Origin of the sequence: Streptococcus sp. M143, from assembly GCF_000162495.1 — a bacterium.
In the GTDB taxonomy this organism is placed as follows: Bacteria; Bacillota; Bacilli; order Lactobacillales; family Streptococcaceae; genus Streptococcus; species Streptococcus dentisani.
The window spans coordinates 372710-396811 of record NZ_GG730093.1 but is presented as its reverse complement, the minus strand read 5'-3'; the positions used below and the strand labels follow the sequence as shown (position 1 = coordinate 396811).

Below are 24102 nucleotides of genomic sequence, written 5' to 3'. Positions count from 1 at the left end.
TCCTTTCTAGTTAATTTCTAAGCTACTTTGATAAGCATCTAAAATATCAATAGTATCTCTTATAATAGGGCTCTGTATGGCTTTGTAAAGAGATTTATTCCCAATAATATAAAACTCTTCTTTAGCTCTAGTCGTTGCAACGTTTAAAATATTGGGTTCAGAGACAGCCCAGCGAGCAGCCCCCTCACTCATATTATCTGCTCCAAGCACAAAATATACAATCTTATTTTCTTTTCCTTGGAAAGTATGTACCGTCCCTACATTTATAGGTTTTCCATTTTCCCGCTTTGTGAAACCAATTTTATCTAGTTCTTTTGCTAGTTGAACCGATACATTTTTAAAAGGAGTAATAACATAAATATCATCAAATTCCTCATGTCTTTTCTGCAACACTTCTTTCAAATAATCAGCTTGCTCAGGAACAAATTTATCCTTAGCACCTCCACCAACGTCAAACCATTCTCCCAGACCTCGAGCTTCTTCCTTTCCTTGAACCATTAAATTATCATAAGAAATTTTATTGGAAATACTGAACATCGGATCACTAGAACGACGATGAACCCAGAGAGGAAGTCCTATCCATGTCCCATCTTGTTTTTTAAAACCATATCTACTAGCAGAATCCATCAATTCTTGCGTTGATGATACAAGATATTTAAAAGCTATCTTGTGGTGCTGTGCTAAAAATCCTAAAATATTTTTATCCATAGTCTGTACTGGTTGTATTTGAGAAGGATCTCCAACAGCCATAATACGTTTACTTCTAAAAATAGCCCCCACACTTGCTTGAGGTAATGCCTGACCAGCTTCATCAATAAATACATTACCGATACTATTTTCAGGCAAACACCGAAACATGGAATTAAAGCTTGCAAAAGTTGTACTAATAACTGGAACAGTGAAATTGACCCAATCCCACGCAGCTTTATATAAATCACTAGCATTATCTCTCATTGAATAGTTTTGAGGCTTCTCCCAAATCCATAATGCTTTTTCAAAATGCTTTTTATTGTCATATATAAATTGCTTCCTAACTGCCAGTGCTTTAATAAACAAACGACTCTGCTCTTCTCGATAGTCATCATCAAACCAAAAATTTGATACTTGTAGTTCTTCATATGGAACAGAAAAATTCAACTTTTTAACAGGGTATGTAGCAAGTTCCGATTGTAATTTCAAAATTTTTTCCTGATGACGAATTAATTTATCTTCTTGTTTAGATTTCCATTCATTATACCTCTGTTGCCTTTGACTCAATTGATTTAATTCAAGTTCATGCATTTTTATCTCTTTTTGCAAACCGTGGCAATATTGACTTTCATCATGTACTTTCTTCAGTTCTGCTTTTAGACTTTCATTCGCTTGATTCAATCTCGTAAAATAAGTATCTAATTTCGATGGTGTGAAAAGTCTTTTTAACCATAAGAAACGTGGAGCTTGTAATTTTATCAACTCAACATCTTGTGCTGCTATCTGTTTGTTAACATTTAACATAGAAATAAGACGCTCATGCTCAAACAGCTCAGATTCTATTTCCTTTTTACTATTTTCTAATTGAATATGTTTATCCCGTATTTTAGATAGTTCTGAACGTCTTTGGGCATCATCCTGATGAAACTCTATCTCAACCTGCTGGTAAGCATTTTTCAATTTTACATGCAATCGAATCTTATCTGCTATATCTTGCATCTTTTCTCTTTTATCAAATAGCTTCTGATATTGAATTTTAAACTCTTCGTATACTGATGGATTCGATTGAAATTTAGCCGAATTCAACTCTTGTCGTATTGCTTTTAAAACATTTTGCAGACGGTCTCTATTCTGTTTTTTTCCACCTTCTATCGAAAACAATCCCCAATATTTTTTGTCGTTAGAAACATCTTCATCTTCTAACAATAAATCATTACTGATTTCAGCAAAATAATCAATTTTCTTTAATTCATCTAACCAATTTAATTTCTGATAAATTTCTTTTCTTTGGGGTAATTCATTAACAATATTTTTAACAGCACCATTATTAGAACTTGCAACTACGATTCCCTTTTCTGCAATTTCTTTTGGTAATTTTGCAATAAGATCAGATTTGTCATGACAAACTAGATTCCCTTTAAGCTTAGGAGCCGATAATTCACTAATAATTCTCGCCTGTTCCGTTACCAGATCTGCAAAAATATCTTTTAAAAGTGTCGTTTTACCAGTTCCCGGAGGACCATTGACACTTCTCACATCTTCATCCGCATTCGAAGCTAAATTTACAGCTACTTGTTGCATCATGGAAAGAGCATATTTAGGGTTACTAGGAAATCTTCCTAATGGATAATTTTTCGGTTCAAGTATAGTTTCTAAATCTTTGGGATTAAAATAGGATGATTCTTTATTGCCGTCCAGATTGACCCTTACAGAATCGGATCCTGATAAATAACGATTGAGATTTTCATTATAAATTGATTTTGCATATTTCAAATCCTTTAGAAAAAATGAATGTAAATTTATTTCGTCATCGAAATTCTTAACAAAATAATATCTGCAATCACTTGGTGAAATCTCATACTTTTTGAGAAGTTTACTAAAAACTTCATTGAACTCTCCATCAAGAAACGCCTGACCTAACTGTTCTCGAAGCTCATTTTCTGCTATTAAAAAATCTTTAGGCAATTCCCTATTTTTGAAAATTTGCCCACTCATGGTTAAAAAAAACTTATCAGCCAAGAACTTCAAATCTTTATCAAAGTATAGAGCAAAAGTAAATTTATAAGAAGCTCTTCCCAATTCTTCCTCCGTCGCTTTTAAATTGTATTTGCCTCTTAACACTTCAATAATTTTTCGAAAAGGGAAAATTCCACAATAAACAGCAATCCCTGAACTGGATTTTAATTTTTGACGTTTAAAAAAATCTTTTAATATTGATTGATAATCATTACCTTGAAAAATCTTATACTTAGAATCACTTTTTTCAATATTCCCTTCTGATAATTGTTCTACTGTAATCCAGGCATCTAATATTTGATTATGACTACTTCTCATCATGTCTCCCTTAAAGCATATAAAAACAAGAATATATCTTACTCATTAAAAACTCTCCCACTCACTCCTCAGCAAGCCATATATCAAACTGTCACAGCGGTTTCCTTGAACATCCTTTCTGTCCCGGATGCGAGCTTCGAGGGTAAAGCCAAGCTTCTCTGCGACTCGTTGACTTTGGACATTGTAGCCAAAACAAGTCAGTTCAATCTTGTGAAGATCAAGTTCTTTAAAAGCTAACTCAATCAAGGCACGCGCAGCTTCTGGTACATAGCCTAGACCCCAATAGTCTGGATGTAAGATATAGCCAATCTCCAAGACATCATCCTCGTGACGACGAGGGAAATCAACAGAGCCTATGACCTTATCGGTTCCTTTAACGACAATTCCATAGCCCGCTGGGAGATTGTTCTTTTCATTGCGCTCGGGCAGAATATGCTCCAGATAATAAATCTCATCTTCCAAGCTCTTGACGGGCGGAAAACCTGCTGGGTAGGAAACTTCTGGCCTACTGGCATAGTCAAAGATATCCACAACATCAACCACGGTACGGACTCGTAAAACTAGCCGTTCGGTTTCTAAACGTTCTGGTAACTCAGCTCTTGTCATCCTTCTACCTCGCTTTCTACAAAAAATCGCCCCTGCCATCTACATGACAGGGACGAATGTGTTTATCCGCGGTACCACCCAATTTCGGGCAAGGCCCGCAACTCTCGTCTTTATAATAAAAAGACAATATTATTTCATTTTCATCCATCAGCAACCAGTTTTGACACATTTGTGGACTTCTCAGCACCGCCACTTTCTGTAAAATGTGGGATTCAAAACACCTCTAATGGCTCTATTGTAGCAAGTTTTTCTCGGAAATGCAAGGGGCAAGAAAGATTACTTGAAGCTGATTCCGTGCTCTTTTAATTTCTTAATGGTAGCTGGGCCAATTCCTTTTAAGGCAAGGAGTTCTTTCTCCGTCCAGTTTTTAAAGTCAGCAGCCGACTTGATGCCTTCATCATAGAAAGTCTTCGCACGATCTACTGAGAGGCCACCCAAAGTAGCTGCGAAATCTTCTACTGAATTGGCTACTTTTTGAGCTTGTTCTTTAGTTGCTTCTACTGCTTGTTCCACTTTTTTAGAGACAACTTTTCCTGCTTCGCTGGCAGACTTTTCTGCGTGTTTCACGACTTTCTTGGTCTCTTCTACAACCTTTGTCACAGTATTTGAAAAGGCACCTGAGCGGCGAAGGCTATTTCGCAATTGTTTTTTACGTTGGAGTTTCTTTGACATGATAAAATCCTTTCAATAAAAAATCCCTGCTCTTACAAGGATTTAATAAAGATATTTTATCAAGATTTCGGCGAAAAATCAAGAAAGTATCACTATTTTAATAATTTCGCTCGCCAAACAATCCTTCTGGCAAATCATGAAATCCCTTGCCTGCCTTGAAATTTTCAAACTTTCCAAGCAAGAACTGATAAGCATCCAAGCGACTTTCGTAGCGAATCATGGCATCTTTGGCACGCTCGTCTTGGTCTTCTTCGTAGACCTTTTGACTTTCCTTGTGCGCCATGTCGTTGATCATGATCTGGGTATTGACCCAGGCTTCAAATTCCTTCATAAATTCCTGTTCGTAACTCATTGATTCTCCTTATTCTAATCCACGGAAATAGTCCGTGTCAATCTCACGGTAGGGCTGGATATCCTGAACATACTCCAACACGCCTTGGAATTCCCCATTTTCATCGTGTACTGCGGCATAGGTGATGTGGACAAACTTGCCTCGCGACTCAGACTTGAACCACATTTCATACTTGTCCTTGACCCCTTCACGAAGACCTTTCATAACAGCCTTAACCTTTTCTAGGTACTTGGGCGGATGGCAGAGTTCAACATTGCGCCCGACTTGGGACGGCGTCCGTTTGAAAATCATCTCATCAGATGGCACATTGTCATTGTAATACTGGAAAATATCGTCTTTATTGACAAAGGTAATCTCCATAGGGAGGTGATTGAGGATGAGGTTGGCCTGCTCGACGGAGAGATAGCCATTGCCAAAAGCCTGTTGACTATGACGATCCAGCGCTGCTTCCTTTTCCTTAGGGGTAAAGGTAATAGTAAACTGGCCTTCAGGCGTATCGATAACTTGCTGAACTTGGCCTTCTGCTGTGTCTAGCTGCACGGGCTCCTCTGCACTCTTTTCCTCAACAAAGCTCTGTCGTTCTGGCACCCATTTCTCAGACGGACGGATGATGGCATAGCCATAAGCATCACTCTCCTCCGCAATCTGAATCCAGTCATCCTGAGTGAAGGACTCAAGAAGAATCATGAGGAGGATGGACTCTTCCTTGAAAATCATACTTTCAAACTCTGTCGCAAAAGCTTCAAAAGCTTCCTTTACAGTGCTAATCGGCACTTCTGGCAGTGACTTGGCTGTCGCTAGAGCTGTCTGAAAGAGTTCTCTGATCTGATCATCCACTCCCCACATAACCTTAGGGGGTGAATCGTGACCATAGCGCTCCATGATAGGAAAGAAGAGCTCTTCCTTGCGCTGGTAGTGGATGTCAAATTGCCCCAACAGCCCCATTTGACGAACCAAACCCTTGCGCATCTCTGCCAGCATTTCCTCGTCTTCCATAGACTCATAGGTATCTAACAATCTCCGAATGCGAATCAAGGCTGCACGGAGGCCCAGATTTTCATCCTTGAAGACGCGAACTGGGTGACCAGGATGCTCGGTATCTTCCACTTCAACGCCCTTAACAGCATTTTTAAAAAGATTGGCATGGACATCACAGAGTTCCATGACATCTTCAAAGGTGACACCTGAGTCTGAGTTCATCAGCTCATGTTCCATGAGGGAAATCTCGATGGCTGAAACACCCGTAAAGGTCGCATCAAAACGCTCCTGAACTGACTCAGGAGAGGCGCCGTTGTGCAATTCTAACAAAATATCCCGTAGGATATGAATCCGTTCATCTGCCATTAGTCTAATCCAATCACTTCATAGCCGTTCGCTTCTAGCGTGCGGACAATCTTGTCCATAGGAGTTCCTTCGAGCTTCGAACCCTGTTTGAGCGATACTTTGCGACCGACTGTATTGCGCATCAAGGGATTAGCAAGTGGTTTAAAACCCAGCTCCACTAGGATTTCCAAGACTTCTGGATGCTTGTCCACCACTTCTGCAACGGGAATTGACACATCGATGATATTATCCATGACGACCTCCATGTATGTTTTAAAATGATTTTACTGCTTATATTATACCATAAGGACGATTAGCATACACCAAAAAAGAGGGGCACCCCCTCTTTCTTAGTTTTTATCCAGATTGCGTAGCATCTCGTCAATCTTATTTCCATATTCAATGGATTCATCTTTGACGAAGGTTAAATCTGGGATTTTGTACAATTTCAAATTGCGACCAAGTTCACGTTTGATGGTACCAGTTGCTTTTTCAAGCCCGATTTGAGCTTTTTGGTTATCCGAAGCAAGGTTACTCAAAATGGTGTAGTAAACCTTGGCAACAGACAAGTCACCCAGCATCTGAACATCTGTAATGGTCACACCTTGGACACGCGGATCACGGACTTTCTTTTGCAAAATCTCATTGACTTCACGCTTGATTTCCATGCCCACACGATCCGTACGGAAATGATTTGCCATGATATTCCTTTCTCTACTTTGAACCAAAAGCTAGGCCAGCAGACCTAGCTATTTCTAGAAGATAGAGGAACTAGAGCCATTTGAATCTAGGAAACAAGCCTTAGATAGAACTAGGGGTTCATCAAGGCGCTGTTGACGACGAGTCAAATCGGCTATCGTTTCTCTATTATCGTTTGATTTCTTCCATGACATATGCCTCAATCACATCATCCATCTTGATATCATTGTAGCCATCGATCATCAATCCACCTTCACGACCGTTTGTAACTTCTTTGACATCGTCTTTGTAGTGTTTCAAGCTTGCGAGTTCGCCGTCATAGATAACAACACCGTCACGGATGACACGGACTTTAGAATCACGGGTAACCTTACCACTCATAACCATAAATCCACCGATGGTTCCCACTTTAGATACCTTGAAGGTTTCACGGATAACTGCTTCACCGATAACTTTTTCTTCGAATTCTGGATCAAGCATCCCTTTCATAGCTTCTTCCATCTCTTCGATAACCTTGTAAATAATGCTGTGGAGACGGATTTCTACATCGTCAGCTTCGGCTTGTTGACGGGCTTGTGGTGTAGGGCGTACGTTGAAACCAACGATAAAGGCATTTGAGGCTTCGGCAAGCGTCACGTCAGATTCGTTGATGGCACCGACTGCTGAGTGAACGATAGTAACCTTCACACCTTCTACGTCAATTTTTTGAAGTGAGGCAGAAAGGGCTTCAACCGAACCTTGTACGTCAGCCTTAATGATAACGTTAACTGACTTAAGTTCACCAGCTTTAAGCGTATCAAAGAGGTTTTCAAGGCTGACACGTTGGGTCGCTTGACGTTGTTTCATGAGGGCACGTTTCGCACGCTCTTCACCTGCTGCACGCGCAGATTTTTCATCTTCGTAAACGGCAAAGTGGTCACCCGCCATTGGCGCTTCGTTCAAACCTGTGATAGAAACTGGTGTTGATGGGCCTGCGACCTTGACACGACGACCAAGGTCATTGGTCATGGCACGGACACGACCGAAGGTATTTCCGACAACGATTGGGTCTTGGACATTCAAGGTACCTTGTTGCACAAGAAGGGTTGCGACCGCACCTTTTCCTTTATCCAAGCGAGCTTCGATAACAGTACCGATCGCACGAACTGTTGGGTCTGCCTTGAGTTCTTGGATTTCAGCCACAAGAAGGACCGTTTCCAAGAGTTCATCGATGTTTTGGTTGAATTTAGCTGAGATTTCAACAAACTCAGAATCTCCACCCCAGGCAGTTGACATGACACCATGCTCTGCCAATTCACCGATAACACGTTCTGGGTTGGCACCTGGTTTATCAATCTTGTTGATGGCTACGATAATTGGAACGTTCGCTGCTTTTGAGTGGTTGATGGCTTCGATAGTCTGAGGCATAACCCCGTCATCTGCCGCAACGACCAAGATGGTAATATCGGTAACAGACGCACCACGCGCACGCATAGAAGTAAAGGCCGCGTGTCCTGGTGTATCAAGGAAGGTAATCTTCTTGCCATTTTCCACGATTTGGTAGGCACCGATATGCTGAGTGATACCACCTGCTTCACCTGTCGCTACACGAGAGTTACGAAGGGTATCCAAGAGGGTGGTTTTACCATGGTCAACGTGCCCCATGATGGTTACAACTGGTGGACGCTCAACCAATTCATCTTCATTGAGATAGCCATCTTCGACGAAGAAACGTTCGATGTCGGCATTATCCACTTCAACCTTTTGTTTGGCTTCGATGCCGTAATCCACCATGAGGAGTTCGATGGTTTCTCCATCCAAGGATTGGTTTTGTGTGGCCATCACACCCATCATAAAGAGTTTCTTAACAATTTCTGCTGGTTCACGTTTGATACGTTTTGCGATTTCCGCAACAGTCATACCATCTGTATACTCAAATTCTGTTGGCAATTCGTGGAACTTACGCTCTGTAACAGGTTTTGGAGCCTGGTTACGGTTGTTTTGCTTGTTCCCTTTTTTATTTTTCTTGTTGTTATTCCAGTTACTATTTCTTTGATTTCTCACTTGATTCTGACTACTTCGATTCTTTTGTTGTTTTCTAGGACCATCTTCTTCGTGATCATAATCATCACGTTCTTTGTCTGGTCGAGCTTGTTTTTTACGACGTGTATCCACTGGCGCTTCTTTCGCTACAGGAGCTACTGTTACCGCTGGCTGCGTTTGTTCAGCTAGCTTAGCAGCTTCTTCAAAGATTTCCTCAGGTTCCTTGCGTTTATTAGCTTGAGCCAAGGCTTCTTTGGCAGCTTGCGATTGTTTGAAGCGCTCCTCGCTTGAGCGTGCGTACTCTGCATTTTGCTCTGCTTTTAGGGCTGCTGCACGGGCTTTAAAGTCAACACGTGGACCAGCTTGCTTGGGCTGGAAGTCTTGTTGCTGACGGCGATCATTGCCACGATTCCCTTGACCTTGAGGTTTCTTCCCTTGGTCGTTAAATCGGCGATTGTCGCGGTTCCCTTGACCAGGTTTGCCACCATTACGGCCGTCGTTTTTCTGACGGTTACCGTTTTGTTGTTGGTCACGGTTGTTGCCCTTGTTTTGTTTGCGTCGCTCTGCCTGCTCTTTGGCACGCGCCTCACGCTCCGCCTTGAAGTTTCGACTCTGTGGTCTTGCGGCCACTACTTTTTCTTCCTTAGGAGCTACAGGTGTAGCTGGTTTACTTTCTTCCTTAGCGGCAGCTGGTTTAGCTGATGCAGGCTTTTCCGCTTTCTTTTCTACACTTACTTTTGGTGCTGCAGATTTTGCTTCTGCCTTAGGAGCAGGTGCAGGCTTAAAGCTAGCTGCGATTTGCTCAGCAGCAGCAGCTTCCACGCTCGATGAGTGGCTTTTCACATCCAAGCCCAATTCTTTTGCACGCGCTACAACTTCTTTACTTTCTTTTCCAAGTTCTTTTGCGATTTCGTACAATCTTTTCTTAGACAAATCATGTCCTCCTCTTCTATTCCATAAGAGACCTCATTTTCTTTGTAAATCCAGCATCTGTCACAGCCAAAACCTTTCTCGATTTTCCAACTGCTATGCTTAATTCCAGTGTTGAAAACACGGTTATAACTTCTACTTGATAATAGTCACTTTTATCTTGAATCTTCTTGGTCAGATTGGGACCAGCATCATGGGCTAGAAAGACTAGTTTGGCTTTCTGGTCTTGGATGGCCTTGACCACCAATTCCTCCCCTGATATGATCCGTCCTGCTCGTTGAGCAAGTCCCAAGAGATTGCTTATCTTTTGCTTATTCAAGTCCTAACTCTCTTCTTTTTACTTTGTGATCCACATAAGCGATCAACTCATCATAAAAGCTTTCTTCCACTTCCATGTTAAAGCTGCGGTTAAAGACTTTCTTCTTTTTTGCCTCTAGGGCTTCTGTATTGTCTAGCTTGATATAAGCGCCACGACCATTGGCCTTGCCTGTCGGATCGATAAAGACCTGTCCTTCTTTGTTCTTGACAATGCGGAGCAAATCACGTTTATCAATCACTTCGTTGGATACAACAGACTTGCGCAAAGGGATTTTTCTTGTTTTCATCTTTCCCTCCTCTAGCAGCTTTTATTCTTCCGTCAATTCGTCCGCAGCTGCGTAATCCACTTGACCTGCTTCTTCCATAGCTTCAAACTCACTTGCAGACTTGATATCGATACGGTAGCCCGTCAAGTGAGCTGCCAAGCGAACGTTTTGTCCACGACGACCGATAGCAAGAGAAAGCTTGTTATCAGGTACAACGACCAAGGCACGTTTGCTATCATTTTCATCAAAGATAACTTGGTCAACCTCTGCAGGTGCGATGGCATTGTAGATAAACTCAGCTGGATCCGCTACCCACTCAATAACGTCGATGTTTTCTTCGACAGGAATCATGCGGTCGCTCTTGGCATCGTAGCGAGCTGGGTGGAATTTGCTGGTGATCTTCTTGATGTTAGCACCACCACGTCCAACGATTGTACCGATAGCGTCCACGTTTGGATTGTGGCTACGAACAGCAACCTTGGTACGGTCACCTGCTTCACGAGCTACGCTCATGATTTCAACAGTTCCATCGTAGACTTCTGGAATTTCTTGCTCCATCAAACGCTTAATCATCTCTGGATGGCTACGGCTAACAAAGACGTTCACACCACGAGGATTGTCTTCAACCTTGTAAACATAAACTTCGATACGGTCGTGAGAAGCAAAAACTTCTCCAGGAATTTGGTCTTGTTTTGACAATTGGGCTTCGATGCTGCCAAGGTTGACGTAAATAAAGCGGTTGTCAAAACGTTCTACTGTACCAGACATGATTTCTTGTTCATGTTCTTTGTAAGTATTGTAAGTGATGGCACGTGTTTGCTTGCGCATTTTTTCCATGATGGTTTGTTTAGCAGATTGGGCTGCTACACGACCAAACTCAGCTGGTGCTTCTTCAAACTTGATTTTGTCACCAAGCTCATAGGCAGAATTAATGGCAAGGGCATCTTTCAAGCTGATCTCCAAACGGCTATCAAATACTTCATCAACAACTTCACGGACAGTATAAACTGTAAAGTCACCTGTTTTTTCGTTGAAGTCAATAGCTACGCTGTCAGATTGACCATAGCGTCTGCGATAAGCGGAACGAAGCGACTCTACAACTGCGTCGATGATGTCTTCTTTTTTGATTCCCTTGTCTTCTTCCAAAATGCGGAAGGCCTCTAGCATTTCTTTACTCATGTTCTTTTTACTTTTGAATCCTCAAAAGCTATCCTTTCTTTTCTATAGTTTTACTGCTAAACGTGCTTTTGATACTAAACTGTATGGAATTTGAACGGTTTTCTTACGTGTCTTGTCCATATACTCCATGGTCAACTCGTCCTCTTCAAAGGATACCAAGGTTCCTTCAAAGACCTTTTGCTTATCGATGGCTTGGTAGAGCCCGACATGGATGTATTTCCCAACAGCTCCAGCGACAGCATCCTTGGTTTTCAAAGGACGTTCCAAGCCTGGACTGGTGATTTCTAGGAAATATTGTTCTGGGAAGGGATCGGGCTTGATGGTATCTAGGACAGGACTGATGATTTCTGTCAGGTCTGCCGTGTCGTTCAAGGTAATTCCTTCGGGTTTATCTACAAAAATACTGAGAATCATGTCACTGCCAATCTTTCCATACTCGATATCCACGAGTTCGAAAGGTGCTTGGATGACTGGTTCTACAACTTCTCTGACTAATTCTACGATTGTTGCTATTGCGTCCACCTCCTCATAAGCAAGAGGCGAAGATATTTCCCCGCCTCTCTTTCTCATATTCTTACTATCAGTATAGCACGTTTGTCAATTTATGTAAAGCATAAGCACTCAAACGGCTGGTTTTCAAGCTATTTCTTAAAATTCTGCCTCAACTCGGTAGATCACTTGACCCTTGCTGGAGAATTTTTGCTCATATTCCGTCATGACATTGCCTTCAAAATCACTGGCATGCAAGTCCAGCCAAACCCCATTGAGTTTCATGCCATACTGAGAAAAGCTCACTAGACTGTACTCAAACAAGCCACGATTATCTGTCTTGAAATGGATTTCCCCATTCTCAGGCAAGATGCGCTTGAAGGTATCCAAGAAACTCTTGTAAGTCAAACGACGTTTTTCATGGCGTTTTTTAGGCCAGGGATCTGAAAAGTTTAGGTAGAGACGATCAATTTCACCGTCTTCGAAATAGTCAGTCAGATCTGAACCATCTACCCACAGCAATTTGATATTGGGCACTCCAACTTCAAGCACCTTGTCCAAGGCATAACTCAATACCGACTTTTGGATATCAATTCCAATGTAGTTGATGTCAGGATTTTGCTTGGCCATTCCTGATACGAAGGCCCCTTTCCCACTTCCAACTTCAACATGAATAGGATGATCATTTCCAAACAAGTCCCGCCATTTCCCTTTAGCTTCCGAGGGATTGAGGACCACATACTGAGGATTGGCCTCTAGTAATTCTGTCGCCCCTTTACGATTTCTAACTCTCATCTCTTCTTTCCATACTTGTCACGGAAGACACGCAAGGCATAAATCTCCCGGTTTACATTATCTAAATCTTGATTTACAAAGTATTTGGCAATCTGGTTCAAGTAAGAATACTGACCATACCAATACAATTTATCTAACACTGTCTGATTGTACTTATAGCCGTAGTCTCTCAACCATTGACGCCACTGATGATCTGGAATATAATGACACAACATATGCGCCACATCAAACATACGATCCGTCAGACGAACCGAATCCCAATCCACTAGATAAACAAGCCCACTCTCTGTCTCAATCCAATTACTATGGCGAAGATCACCATGCACAATCGTTGCATGATCTTCCCTAAAGCCTGGAACCGTCCTGCGCAAATCATCAATCACCGAGTTTAAGTACTGATGTCGTTTCAAGACTTCAGGTGCTTCTTGCCTCCAAGACTGCAACAAGTCTACTGGCGTCTCCATGGTATATCCCAAACGGCTCAACTGCTTCATCAAGGGACGTGAGCGGTGAAGACGCGTCAAGATATTGATGATCTGCTTGCGATTCATATCGTGCGGTGTCAAGATTTTACCCGTCAACCATTCCTGGGCACACATATCACGACCATCTGGCAAACGACGAGTCCATAGTAATTGAGGAGCGATTTGTTCTCTGGCTAGGCCAGGTAGGATTGGAGAGGTGTTCATTTTTACAAAGACACGCTTCCCATCAGGGTAGCTTCCCATATAAGCCTTGCCACTCTTCCCAGGTATAGGGGTCAGCGTTAGCTCATTATCACCCAAGTCCATTTCTTTCCTCCGTATAAAGTTTCCTTACTATTCTACTAGTTTTTGGTCTATTCGTCAACCAGTCTTTTCAGTTGGTAAGGTAAATAAAACAATTGTAGGAAGAGACTAGCCCCTACAAGAGTCAACAAGGCTATTTTTTCTTGAAAAACCACTGCTCCGACCAGCAATTCCAACAAAAGAACTGCACTTCCCACACCGAGCACAATCTGTTTCAATCCCTTCTCTTTCTCCCCTTTTTCTAGTGGAAAGAGCTGGGTCAAATACTGATAGTCAAAAGCATGATAGAGGGCCAGCAACTGAAAGAGCAAGAGGTAGTTAAATAGCACTACCACCGCTGTCGCTATCCAAGCTTGCTCGATGAAAATCACAGCTAACAAGGATAGGAAGAGGAGGCGGAGACTGAGCGCAAAGAGGTCGCCATTTCGCAGGTAAGAACGGAGATAGAGGTTTTGCCAGATCTTGCCAGGCACTTTCTGAACTGCTTTAAGGATGAAATCCAGATAAGCGCGACGTTTGATACTATTTGAAACGCCCTTGACCTGAGTAAAGAGAGCAAAGAAACGAAGCAAGACTTGCTTGCGCTTGCTTTCTTGGGCGATCACATAGTCCCAGTCAAGCCCATTCTCTGTAAAAAATTTACGGGCTTTTTGACGAAAGACTAAGTACTTCGCTGCTCCCAGTAAAAGCACATAGATGAGAAAGACTGGAAAACCATAGCCCATGGCTAAAAATAAGGGCGCAAATAAAAGCAAGAAAAGGGTTTGGACAAAGAGCCAACAGACTAGTGAGCGCACTGTCTGACCTTTGAGGTGAGACTTAACCTCCTCTTCACTGACTAAGAGAAAGAGCTTGTCAGGTCCTTCCATGTAGGTCGCGATTCCTCCCCAAGCTAAAAGCAAGGCAGAGACAATCCCCAAAAACAAGAGGATAGGCCAATGATTTTCAGGAAAATGTTGTAAGAGTTGACTGTACTGGTAAGCTAGAAAACCGATGAGAACTAGCAGAAACAAGACAAAGTGGTCATTTAGAACATAACGCAGATAACCGACACACTCCTTACGAAAAGCCTGCTTTCGCTTTAAAAACAAGTCTTTCATAGCTCCTCCTCTTTGGTCAGAGCCAAGTAAATGTCATTCAAACTTGCTTCAGGCATGTCAAAGGCTTCGCGTAGTTGCGCCAGATTCCCCTTGGCACGCACCTCTCCCTTGTGGAGAATGACAAAGGCGTCACACATCTTCTCCGCCGAGTCCAGAACATGGGTACTCATGAGGATAGACTTGCCTTTTTGCTTTTCCACTTCCAAAAGCTGAATCAAGTCAGAAATAGCGAGTGGATCGAGGCCAAGAAAAGGCTCATCTACGATAAAGAGGCTCGGATCCACGACAAAGGCACAGATAATCATGACCTTCTGCTTCATCCCTTTGGAAAAATGCACTGGGAACCAGTCTAATTTTTGATCCAAACGAAACATTTTTAACAAAGATTCTACTCGCTCAAAAGCCACTTTTTGCTCAATACCATAGGCCATGGCAACCGTCTCGATATGCTCTCTGAGGGTCAATTCCTCATACAGACTAGGCGTTTCTGGGATATAGCCAACCTGTTTGCGGTAGTTGGTTGCATCTTCCAGGGTGAGACCATTAATCTTGATTTCCCCACTGTAAGGTGTCAACAGACCGATAATCTCATTGATAGTCGTTGATTTCCCAGCACCGTTGAGACCAATCAAACCGACCAACTGCCCACTTTCAACTGTAAAGGACACATCTTTCAAGACAGGGACGTGAACATAGCCACCTGTCAGGTTTTTAATTTCTAACATATTTTCTCCGAATCTGGTATAATGTAGCTATATTATATCAAAATTCAATACAGTAGAGGTGGATTTTATGTCAGATTGCATTTTTTGTAAGATCATCGCAGGGGAGATCCCTGCTTCAAAAGTATACGAAGATGAGCAGGTTCTTGCTTTCCTTGATATTTCTCAAGTAACGCCTGGCCACACCCTCATTGTACCAAAAGAACATTATCGCAATCTTTTGGAGATGGACGCTACTAGCGCCAGCCAACTCTTTGCCCAAGTGCCACTGGTAGCTCAAAAAGTTATGAAGGCTACTAAGGCCACTGGCATGAATATCATTGCTAACTGCGAGGAAATCGCTGGTCAAACAGTCTTTCATACTCACGTGCACCTCGTACCTCGCTATGGTGCAGAAGATGACCTCAAGATTGACTTTATCGCCCACGAACCAGACTTTGACAAACTTGCCCAAGTCGCTGAAACCATTAGAAATGCTTAAGGAGTTGCCATGAAACTATCAAATCTACTACTCTTCGTAGGAGCTGCAGCCGGAAGTTATTTTGTCGTAAAAAATCGCCAAGCCATTCAGGATGAAGTGCTAGATACAACTGATCGCGTCGAAGCTATCAAGGATGATTTGGATATCATCCAAAACAGCCTACAAATCATCAACCAACAAAAAGCACTTATCAAGGAATACCAAAAAGATTTAACCTATAAATTCAAAGTCTTGGAAAAAGATTTCCAAACTGGAATGGCGGTCCTCCAAGAAGAAAAACAAGGATAAGAAAACCTCCAACTTTCCTTAAATCCATTTTGGGTTACTAAATTCGAACAGAAAAGGGAGGGAATGAAAATGAAACAGTTTTTAAAAGTTCTAGCGAAGGTCATCGCGATCCCTTGTGGCTGTCTCTGCCTTCTTGCGGTCCTAGCATTTCTACTAGTGGCCAATCTTTTCAAGGCTTCACCGAGTGACATCCACGAGGGGAATGAAGCCTTAAAACAAATCTTTATCTCCCTTGACATGCCTCCTAAGAAAGTAGAATCAAATGGACACTATCAATTCGAGGGTGGAGGCTTAAATTTTTATGTTACTTTCTCAGATGAGGTTGTCAATAGTCACACCGTCCTAAAAGAAAGTCCAAAACTCACCAAAAACCGACTCGAAGTCTATGTCCTACAGACAGGAGAGATTTCATACTATAAAGTAGGGGATAACTTGTTCAATCATGGTTTATTGCAGTTTTTAGAGAAAGAAAGCGAGAAGTACCTCCAAGAAATCGGAAAGAAATTTAATCCCAATTACTCAATTCTCTTTTGGAATGATCAGGAAAGTCTAAAAAAGGGAATTGCATTCTATGAAAAAGCTTTGACTTTGGTGGATATTCAGGATAATTCGGCAATCAAACACATTGATACCGTCACCGTTAAGCCTGGCAAAGAAGCGGAAATCAAGCAACTCATCCGGGAGATGGATGCAGCTGGCCTGCTCACTCAGAAGTATAAATAGTAGGCTAACTGGAAAATGATTTTTCGATGCTAAATTTTCAAAGATAACACAAAAAAGAGCCAGTCGGCTCTTTTTACTTTATTCTCCTTCAAAGGCATCTTTTATGTGGTCAAAGAAGCCTTTTTTCTTTGGATTGACTTTCAAGTCACCTGCAGCTGCAAATTCTTTAAGCGCAGCTTTTTGCCGGTCGTTCAAACCTGTCGGAGTCACGACATTAACTGTAACGTATTGATCCCCAACGGCACCACCACGAAGGCTTGGTGCTCCCTTGCCACGTAGGCGGAATTTCTTGCCAGTCTGAGTTCCCTCTGGGATGACCAATTCAACATCGCCATGCACGGTCGGAATTTCCACAGTATCTCCGAGGGCTGCTTGGACAATATTGAGATTCAACTTATAGAAAATAGTTGTTCCTTCACGTTCAAACTTATCGCTTGCTTCTACAGAAACCACCACGTACAAGTCACCATAAGGTCCACCGTTAAAGCCTGCTTCACCTTGACCCGCTAGGCGGATTTGTTGGCCTGTTTCCACACCAGCAGGAATCTTCACATGTACGCTATGAGCTTGTTTTTCATGACCTGTTCCGTGACAAGTTGTACATGGATCTTTGATTTCTTTTCCACGACCATGACAGACATCACAGGTTACTTGGCGACGCATCATACCAAGAGGAGTCTGCGTATCGACGTTAATAACACCAGCACCATGACAGCGTCCACAAGTGACTGGACTTGTCCCTGGCTTAGCACCAGATCCGTTACATGTACGACAGCTGGCTTCACGATTGTATTTAACCTCTTTTTCCGTTCCAAAGATAGCTTCTTCAAAGGTCAAGTTCACACGGTACTGGAGGTCATCCCCTTGACGAGGAGCGTTTGGATTGCGTGAAGCTCCGCCTCCGCCAAAGAAACTTGAGAAGATATCCTCAAAACCACCGAAGCCACCTGCTCCATCAAAGCCACCAAAACCACCGGCACCACCAAAGCCACCGTTGGCACCTGCAGCACCATATTGGTCATAGGCTGCACGTTTTTGGTCGTCACTCAAAGTCTCATAGGCTTCTTGAACTTCCTTGTACTTTTCCTCAGCACCAGGCTCCTTGTTGATATCTGGGTGATATTTTTTCGAAAGCTTGCGATAAGCCTTTTTGATCTCGTCTGCCGAAGCGTTTTTTGACACCCCCAGACGATCATAAAATTCAGTATTGTTCATACAAGATACCAAGAGCGAACAGAAAGCGACTGAAATTTAGGAAACCGACAAGAAATCCTGATTTCTTAGGAGGTTTATCTAATTTCCAAGCTTTCCGCTCGGGTTCAATTACGAACACCCTTATTCCTTTCTGTTAATATTGCGGAACGAAACCTCAATCTAGGTCAGGTTCAATTCCTTTCTTTTATATTAATGAGACAAGCCACAAACAAATCAGGCCAGTCCCTTTTTACCGAAAAACAGAGGCTGGGTTGCAACCTCTGTCTTCTCAGCTTGAGTAATTAACCATTTAAAAATGGAAATTAGAACATCATTTTTTTCTAATTTGACAAAGCTCTTTGACTACATTGTAACTAGAAACAGCAACCTCAATAGAATCTTCGTCGCTACAGTTCTCAAGTTTTATTTGTTTTGTGATAGGCCCCTTATCACTCGTTTCTTCAATAACTCCTAGGAGAGAAGCGGGCGAAACTGTTTCTTTATGAAACTTCACTATGGAAACATCATATTTTTTATAACAATCTTGTTTTGCTACTTCCTTATTTTCATAAAGAAAATCTATAGATTTATCTTTCTTGCCATAGATCTCAATAAATTTATTTCCTCTTTTTTTATGATCTAAATAAAACACTGAAACTGCTGCTGCCTTTTTATATGCAAAAATATCAATCTTTAATTCTTGATTCTCAAGTTGATCAATCATTTCACCAATTCGCATATGTTCCTCCTTCTTTTAAGTGATGGCTAAAATGAGCCACTAGACACCACTTACTTCGAGTTGCTATTATCACAATCTAAAACAATCCACTGGACCATTTTATTTCTCCGTAAACTCTCCGTCTACGACGTCATCGCCTGCATTTCCTGTTGCTTGTGCGCCTTCTGCTCCTGCTTGAGCTTGTTGGGCTGCGGCGGCTTGTTCGTAGAGTTTAACAGCAAGTCCTTGAGCTTTTTCGTTCAATGCTTCGAGTTTTGCTTTCATTTCGTCCAAGTTGTTGTCTTCTTGAGCTTTCTTAAGGTCATCAAGTGCAGCTTGGGCAGCATCACGTTCTGCATCGAAGCCTTTACCTTCAGTTTCCTTGATTGTTTTTTCAGTCGCGAAGATTGCTTGGTCTACTTCGTTACGAAGATCTACTTCTTCTTTACGTTTCTTATCGGCTTCAGCGTTAGCTTCTGCATCTTTCATCATGCGGTCGATTTCTTCGTCTGTCAAACCTGAGTTCGATTGGATCACAATTGTTTGTTCTTTTTGAGTTCCAAGGTCTTTGGCTTTAACAGATACGATACCATTCTTGTCGATATCAAAGGTGACTTCGATTTGAGGAATTCCACGAGGTGCAGCTGGAATATCAGTCAATTGGAAGCGTCCAAGAGTCTTGTTATCTGCTGCCATTGGGCGTTCCCCTTGAAGAACATGGATATCAACGGCTGGTTGGTTATCTGCTGCAGTTGAGAAGACTTGTGATTTAGATGTTGGAATAGTTGTGTTACGGTCGATGAGTTTTGTGAAGACACCACCCATTGTTTCGATACCGAGTGACAATGGTGTTACGTCAAGAAGAACAACGTCTTTGACATCACCAGTGATGACACCACCTTGGATGGCAGCACCCATGGCAACAACTTCGTCAGGGTTTACTGATTTGTTTGGTTCTTTACCAGTTTCAGCCTTAACAGCTTCTACAACGGCTGGGATACGAGTTGAACCACCAACAAGGATGACTTCATCGATTTCTGACAAGCTCAAACCTGCATCTGAAAGGGCTTGACGAACTGGAACTTTTGTACGTTCTACAAGGTCACGAGTCAAATCGTCAAATTTCGCACGAGTCAAAGTCATTTCCAAGTGAAGAGGTCCAGCTTCACCAGCAGTGATAAATGGCAAGCTAATTTGAGTTGAAGTTACACCTGAAAGGTCTTTCTTCGCTTTTTCAGCCGCATCTTTCAAACGTTGCATTGCCATCTTGTCAGTTGACAAGTCAATACCGTTTTCTTTCTTGAATTCTGCTACCAAGTGGTCGATGATTTTTTGGTCAAAGTCGTCACCACCGAGTTTATTGTCCCCTGCAGTTGACAATACATCGAAGACACCGTCACCCAATTCAAGAATAGAGACGTCAAATGTACCACCACCAAGGTCGAATACCAAGATTTTTTCTTCTTTGTCAGTCTTGTCCAAACCGTAAGCAAGTGCTGCTGCAGTTGGCTCGTTAACGATACGTTCTACTTCAAGACCAGCGATTTTACCAGCGTCTTTAGTTGCTTGACGTTGAGCATCGTTGAAGTAAGCTGGAACTGTGATAACTGCTTTAGTTACTTTTTCACCAAGGTAATCTTCAGCGTAACCTTTCAAGTATTGAAGAATCATAGCTGAGATTTCTTGTGGAGTGTATTCTTTTCCGTTTGCAGAAACTTTTTCAGAAGTTCCCATCTTAGATTTGATAGAGATAACTGTATCTGGATTTGTAACTGCTTGACGTTTTGCGGCATCACCAACGATGATTTCACCGTTTTTGAATGAAACTACAGATGGAGTTGTGCGGTTTCCTTCTGGATTTGCGATGATTTTGCTTTCAGTTCCTTCAAGAACTGCAACTGCTGAGTTTGTTGTACCTAAGTCAATACCGATAATTTTAGACATATGTTTTTCTCCTTAAATTTTATATTCTATTTTCTTTTTGATACTCTTCTTAGGCGGCGGCGCCGTCAGAGCTTGACTTCGTCAATCTCTTTGACTAAACTTTGAGCCTAAGGTCTCAAAGTTTGCGCAAATAGCGCCACGGCGAAGAGTATCGCCTTTGGTTCGCTTCGCTCACTATTGCAAAGCTGAACTACTTTTTTATCTTTCTTTCATAGTTTATTGTCGTTTCGGACAAGGTTTCAATTTAATTGTACACCACCACCATTGCTGGGCGTAAGATGCGATCATGGAGTTTATAGCCTTTTTGGAAGACTTGGGCGATGGTGTCTGCTGGGTGTTCATCGTCTGCTGGGAGAGTTTGGATGGCCATATGATAGTTATGATCAAATTCACCATCAGCTGCGATTTCTTCGATCCCTTCTTCTTTCAAAGCGTGAATCAAGCTCTCTTGCACCATCTCCAATCCTTTTTTGACATCGTCTGTCAATCCTTCAACTGCAAGTGCACGTTCTAGGTTGTCGAGCGATGGTAAGATTGCTTTTGCCAAATCTTGACTACGATAGCGTTGCAAGTTTTGACGCTCTTCATTGGCACGACGTTGGATATTTTGCATTTCTGCATGAGCACGAAGATATTTATTTTCAAACTCGTCCGCACGTTCATTTGCCAAGTCTAACTCTGACTTTTCAGGAGTTGTTTCTTCAACTGTTTCCACAACTTCCTCTTCTTTTACTTCTTCGTTTTTTATTTCCTCAGACATTTTTCGCCTCCTTTTTAGGAATTTATGTAATTTCATGTTCAACTCACCTCATAATGATTACTACTCAAATAGCGATAGAAATCTGTGAGTTTCATAGTTAAGACTCGATTGACCACATTGAGTTGATTAACCAATTGCTGGTAATCCAGATTAACTGGACCGATAATGGCAAGAATTCCAAATCCTCGATAAGGGATGAGGAATTTACTGCTAATCACTGCTAGGTCTGCCAGACAAGACTCTTGACTATCTGCAACACGGACGCTTTGCATCTGATCTTCATGCAGACCCTCACGAATCTCTAGAGCCACTTTCTGTGGTTGGTCAAAGAACTGATAGGCTGCCAGATTGGCAAAATTCAAGAGATTGACCTTGCCCGCCACCACAATATTTTCGTTGAACATTTCTTTAAAAATGTGTTCAAAGAGATCCATGACATTGTCCGTCGTTGTAAAGTAACGCTGGATAATCTGCGGAATCTCCGTCCGAATCTTATAGTGAATATCTAGAACGGTGTGACCGAGGAAACGTTCCTGAATGATTGCCTTAAGCTTCAGCAAATCCTCCTGCAAGAAATTCCTTGGAATCAAAAACTGACTGGTAACCGTTCGGGACTCGTCAAGTGTAAAAACTGCAAGAGCAGTATGTTGTCCCAAAACAACGATATCAAAGGCTGTCAACCGTTGCCTGCTCGGCTCAACATCCAGTGCTACTACCGTACAGCCACTCAAGTCTGTCAAGACATTAGCAGCCTCTTGTAGAATATCCTCCAGTTTGAAGAATTCCTGATCAAAGGCTTTGACAATCTCATAGACCTCATTTTCAGCCAGTCGGTCAAAATCCAGTGAGTGTTTCACATAGTACTGAAAACCAGCAACACTTGGCATCCGACCACTGGAAGTATGAGCTTTTTCAAGCAAACCTTGCTTTTCTAAAGCTGCCATATCATTACGAATGGTTGCACTGCTAGAGTTAATAGACTCTTGCAAGGCTTTGGATCCGACAGGTTCGTGCGTTTTGGTAAAGATGTCAATGATCAGATTTAAAATATCCTGCTGACGCTCTGTAACCATCCCATCACTCCTCTCTGTCCGATCGATTAGCACTCTATGTACCCAAGTGCTAACTCATGATTCTATTATACACCCTTAGAAGAGAATGTCAAGACAAAAACTCAAAAAATTAGCACTCTTTTATAAAGAGTGCTAAAAATCAGTCTGAAGACCTAGAAACTTACTTTTCATCAATTTGGTATTTCCTTTTAAGTCTGAAAAAACCATAAATTAGATAAGAAATTAAGCAAGCATATAAAAGAAAAATAATAAAGAAAGACATAGAAAGATCTTCTCTAAATAAACTCATACAAACAACAAGACCACCCGAGAAAGCAGCTGTACAAGAATGAAGTCTGGACCGCATAACTTCCCATCCAAGACCATTAGTCATATAGACTTGATCCTCTGGAAGTATATCTGAAGATGATTTACGAAGAATTGAACAAAAACCTGTTTCTATCAATTCCCAATCTCTATTCCTAAAATCTTGCAGTTCATGCTTATACTTTTTAAGAAATCTAGAATCATAGATACAGTAGATGACATCGTCCGGTTGACATTTCTCAAAATAGAAAAAGCCCAAACGACTAGTTCTATATCTCCAGCCTTTCAAGTGCATCTCATGTAAATAATCTTCTTCCTTGTCCAAATCAACAACGGTGAAAATCCGAAATTGCTTTTTATTTATCATGACTTCCCCTCTAATTTTGAGCATACCTACCCTATCATAAATCTGATAATTCCTTCTTTTTATGCCATAACTTCCAGCCAATATAGGCAACTATTAACAAAAGGATTAAAGACAAGAAAATATCTAGCCCGACCGCAAGAAAGCTCCATAGACCGTACGCATTACTTCTATTGAGCAATTTAAGTAAGAATGGTATATGTATGGCCAGCAAAAGTAAAGCAGGTACTAGTCGCAGTCTTAAAATTCGATAAAGCATATCTAACTTGCTAGTAGCATCGTTATAAATTTCAAACTCGGTATCTGATTCAATTTGAGAATAAGGCTTGCTAAAGTAAGAAAAACCATTAAAGTCTGTAATATGCTCCCAGCCACAGTCTTTAAATAGTTGTAAATAGGAGGCTCTCTCTGATTTTTTCATGGGATAAAAATCCAACTGATAAGATACTTGCTCAGGTTGGCACTTTTCAAAGATATACTTAACTGTGGCCAATAAGATAGAATAGCTCACTTTTCTAAGTTTCCAACCCTTAGAATGCATTTCCCCTAGAAAAACTGCCTCCCTCTCATAATCCGCAATTGTAACAAGTCGATAAACAATTTTCTTTTCCATCAACCTTCCTCCCGACTGTTTCTGTAGAGCCGTTCAATACGCTTCAATTCAATATCTAAGACTTTGCGTCCCAAGTCTGTTATCCGATAGATTTTACGTTTTTCTTCTTCACGAACAAAGGAAATCAAACCAGCCTTTTCCATCTTTGACAAGGTTCCATACATGGTCCCAGGACTAATGGAAACCTGTGAATCTGTCATTTCTTTAACCTTTTGGGTAATACCATAGCCATGGTTCTCCTTTTGCAGACAGAACAAGATATAAAAACCCGTTTCCGTCATCGGAAGATAAACTCGCCGAATCTTATCTGTTAATTCCATTTACAACCACCTCCAATTCAGTTCGATATATCG

Annotated in this window: 27 protein-coding genes; 3 read left to right on the top strand and 24 right to left on the bottom strand. The window is 41.7% G+C overall.

The genetic code is table 11. The features are described from left to right. Positions 1-6: 6 nt before the first annotated feature. The 16 genes from HMPREF0850_RS06150 to HMPREF0850_RS06075 all read right to left on the bottom strand — a co-directional run bounded on the left by HMPREF0850_RS06150 (position 7) and on the right by HMPREF0850_RS06075 (position 15288). Positions 7-3024: a DEAD/DEAH box helicase gene (locus HMPREF0850_RS06150; protein WP_001257863.1), complete on the bottom strand. Its 3018-nt coding sequence runs from the start codon at positions 3022-3024 to the stop codon at positions 7-9. 45 nt (positions 3025-3069) lie between these two features. Continuing rightward, positions 3070-3630: a GNAT family N-acetyltransferase gene (locus tag HMPREF0850_RS06145; RefSeq protein ID WP_000196180.1), complete on the bottom strand. Its 561-nt coding sequence runs from the start codon at positions 3628-3630 to the stop codon at positions 3070-3072. A gap of 276 nt (positions 3631-3906) precedes the next feature. Next, a complete protein-coding gene (locus tag HMPREF0850_RS06140; RefSeq protein WP_000038697.1) occupies positions 3907-4302 on the bottom strand; it encodes a helix-hairpin-helix domain-containing protein in 396 nt (131 codons plus the stop codon). 97 nt (positions 4303-4399) lie between these two features. Next, positions 4400-4654 carry a DUF1912 family protein gene (locus HMPREF0850_RS06135; protein WP_000119707.1) on the bottom strand — a complete coding sequence of 85 codons (255 nt, stop codon included), beginning with the start codon at positions 4652-4654 and terminating at the stop codon, positions 4400-4402. A 9-nt stretch (positions 4655-4663) separates the two neighbouring features. Next, positions 4664-5998, bottom strand: a complete 1335-nt coding sequence (locus HMPREF0850_RS06130; protein WP_000752876.1) for a DUF438 domain-containing protein — start codon at positions 5996-5998, stop codon at positions 4664-4666. Beyond that, complete coding sequence (locus HMPREF0850_RS06125) at positions 5998-6231, bottom strand: DUF1858 domain-containing protein (RefSeq protein WP_000368739.1); 234 nt, start codon at positions 6229-6231, stop codon at positions 5998-6000. The genes HMPREF0850_RS06130 and HMPREF0850_RS06125 overlap by 1 nt, the downstream gene beginning before the upstream one ends. A gap of 96 nt (positions 6232-6327) precedes the next feature. Continuing rightward, entirely contained in the window at positions 6328-6678 is a 351-nt protein-coding gene (rbfA, locus tag HMPREF0850_RS06120) for a 30S ribosome-binding factor RbfA (protein ID WP_001273601.1), read from the bottom strand. Positions 6679-6844: 166 nt separating this feature from the next. Next, complete coding sequence (infB, locus tag HMPREF0850_RS06115; protein WP_000039176.1) at positions 6845-9631, bottom strand: translation initiation factor IF-2; 2787 nt, start codon at positions 9629-9631, stop codon at positions 6845-6847. Positions 9632-9647: 16 nt separating this feature from the next. Beyond that, positions 9648-9947: a YlxQ-related RNA-binding protein gene (locus HMPREF0850_RS06110; protein ID WP_001041396.1), complete on the bottom strand. Its 300-nt coding sequence runs from the start codon at positions 9945-9947 to the stop codon at positions 9648-9650. Then, entirely contained in the window at positions 9940-10233 is a 294-nt protein-coding gene (gene rnpM, locus HMPREF0850_RS06105) for an RNase P modulator RnpM (RefSeq protein WP_000857568.1), read from the bottom strand. The genes HMPREF0850_RS06110 and rnpM overlap by 8 nt, the downstream gene beginning before the upstream one ends. A gap of 21 nt (positions 10234-10254) precedes the next feature. Then, a complete protein-coding gene (nusA, locus tag HMPREF0850_RS06100; RefSeq protein WP_000032278.1) occupies positions 10255-11391 on the bottom strand; it encodes a transcription termination factor NusA in 1137 nt (378 codons plus the stop codon). A gap of 42 nt (positions 11392-11433) precedes the next feature. Continuing rightward, on the bottom strand, positions 11434-11913 hold the full coding sequence (rimP, locus tag HMPREF0850_RS06095) for a ribosome maturation factor RimP (RefSeq protein ID WP_000338695.1): 480 nt from the start codon (positions 11911-11913) through the stop codon (positions 11434-11436). Between the two features lie 126 nt (positions 11914-12039). Then, a complete protein-coding gene (gene trmB / locus HMPREF0850_RS06090) occupies positions 12040-12675 on the bottom strand; it encodes a tRNA (guanosine(46)-N7)-methyltransferase TrmB (RefSeq protein WP_001266108.1) in 636 nt (211 codons plus the stop codon). Continuing rightward, positions 12672-13466 carry a cell cycle regulator CcrZ gene (ccrZ, locus tag HMPREF0850_RS06085; RefSeq protein ID WP_000363017.1) on the bottom strand — a complete coding sequence of 265 codons (795 nt, stop codon included), beginning with the start codon at positions 13464-13466 and terminating at the stop codon, positions 12672-12674. Before ccrZ ends, trmB begins: the two co-directional genes overlap by 4 nt. Before the next feature lie 47 nt (positions 13467-13513). Next, positions 13514-14563: an ABC transporter permease gene (locus HMPREF0850_RS06080; protein ID WP_000653789.1), complete on the bottom strand. Its 1050-nt coding sequence runs from the start codon at positions 14561-14563 to the stop codon at positions 13514-13516. Further along, a complete protein-coding gene (locus HMPREF0850_RS06075) occupies positions 14560-15288 on the bottom strand; it encodes an ABC transporter ATP-binding protein (RefSeq protein WP_000889932.1) in 729 nt (242 codons plus the stop codon). Before HMPREF0850_RS06075 ends, HMPREF0850_RS06080 begins: the two co-directional genes overlap by 4 nt. Before the next feature lie 67 nt (positions 15289-15355). Between HMPREF0850_RS06075 and HMPREF0850_RS06070 the strand changes: the two genes are divergently transcribed. The 3 genes from HMPREF0850_RS06070 to HMPREF0850_RS06060 all read left to right on the top strand — a co-directional run bounded on the left by HMPREF0850_RS06070 (position 15356) and on the right by HMPREF0850_RS06060 (position 16777). Then, positions 15356-15766 (top strand): HIT family protein, encoded by a 411-nt coding sequence (locus tag HMPREF0850_RS06070; protein WP_001278309.1) that lies wholly within the window; start codon positions 15356-15358, stop codon positions 15764-15766. A gap of 9 nt (positions 15767-15775) precedes the next feature. Next, entirely contained in the window at positions 15776-16054 is a 279-nt protein-coding gene (locus HMPREF0850_RS06065; RefSeq protein ID WP_000777765.1) for a hypothetical protein, read from the top strand. 69 nt (positions 16055-16123) lie between these two features. Next, positions 16124-16777, top strand: coding sequence for a hypothetical protein (locus tag HMPREF0850_RS06060; protein WP_000808739.1), 654 nt, complete (start codon positions 16124-16126; stop codon positions 16775-16777). A 78-nt stretch (positions 16778-16855) separates the two neighbouring features. Here the strand turns inward: HMPREF0850_RS06060 and dnaJ are convergent, their stop codons facing one another. From dnaJ to HMPREF0850_RS06020, 8 genes are all read right to left on the bottom strand, one after another. Next, the gene (dnaJ, locus tag HMPREF0850_RS06055; RefSeq protein ID WP_001066312.1) at positions 16856-17992 is read right to left on the bottom strand and encodes a molecular chaperone DnaJ; all 1137 of its coding nucleotides are present in this window, start codon (positions 17990-17992) and stop codon (positions 16856-16858) included. A 310-nt stretch (positions 17993-18302) separates the two neighbouring features. After that, positions 18303-18710: a hypothetical protein gene (locus HMPREF0850_RS12950; RefSeq protein WP_001219229.1), complete on the bottom strand. Its 408-nt coding sequence runs from the start codon at positions 18708-18710 to the stop codon at positions 18303-18305. A 99-nt stretch (positions 18711-18809) separates the two neighbouring features. Next, positions 18810-20633 carry a molecular chaperone DnaK gene (gene dnaK / locus HMPREF0850_RS06045; protein WP_000034667.1) on the bottom strand — a complete coding sequence of 608 codons (1824 nt, stop codon included), beginning with the start codon at positions 20631-20633 and terminating at the stop codon, positions 18810-18812. A gap of 244 nt (positions 20634-20877) precedes the next feature. Next, positions 20878-21393: a nucleotide exchange factor GrpE gene (gene grpE / locus HMPREF0850_RS06040; protein WP_001288016.1), complete on the bottom strand. Its 516-nt coding sequence runs from the start codon at positions 21391-21393 to the stop codon at positions 20878-20880. A 38-nt stretch (positions 21394-21431) separates the two neighbouring features. After that, positions 21432-22466 (bottom strand): heat-inducible transcriptional repressor HrcA, encoded by a 1035-nt coding sequence (gene hrcA, locus HMPREF0850_RS06035; protein WP_000255763.1) that lies wholly within the window; start codon positions 22464-22466, stop codon positions 21432-21434. Between the two features lie 160 nt (positions 22467-22626). Beyond that, positions 22627-23139: a DUF2812 domain-containing protein gene (locus HMPREF0850_RS06030; RefSeq protein ID WP_009013878.1), complete on the bottom strand. Its 513-nt coding sequence runs from the start codon at positions 23137-23139 to the stop codon at positions 22627-22629. A gap of 34 nt (positions 23140-23173) precedes the next feature. After that, on the bottom strand, positions 23174-23749 hold the full coding sequence (locus HMPREF0850_RS06025; RefSeq protein ID WP_000412262.1) for a DUF2812 domain-containing protein: 576 nt from the start codon (positions 23747-23749) through the stop codon (positions 23174-23176). Continuing rightward, the gene (locus HMPREF0850_RS06020) at positions 23749-24069 is read right to left on the bottom strand and encodes a PadR family transcriptional regulator (protein ID WP_000423975.1); all 321 of its coding nucleotides are present in this window, start codon (positions 24067-24069) and stop codon (positions 23749-23751) included. Before HMPREF0850_RS06020 ends, HMPREF0850_RS06025 begins: the two co-directional genes overlap by 1 nt. Positions 24070-24102 lie beyond the last annotated feature (33 nt).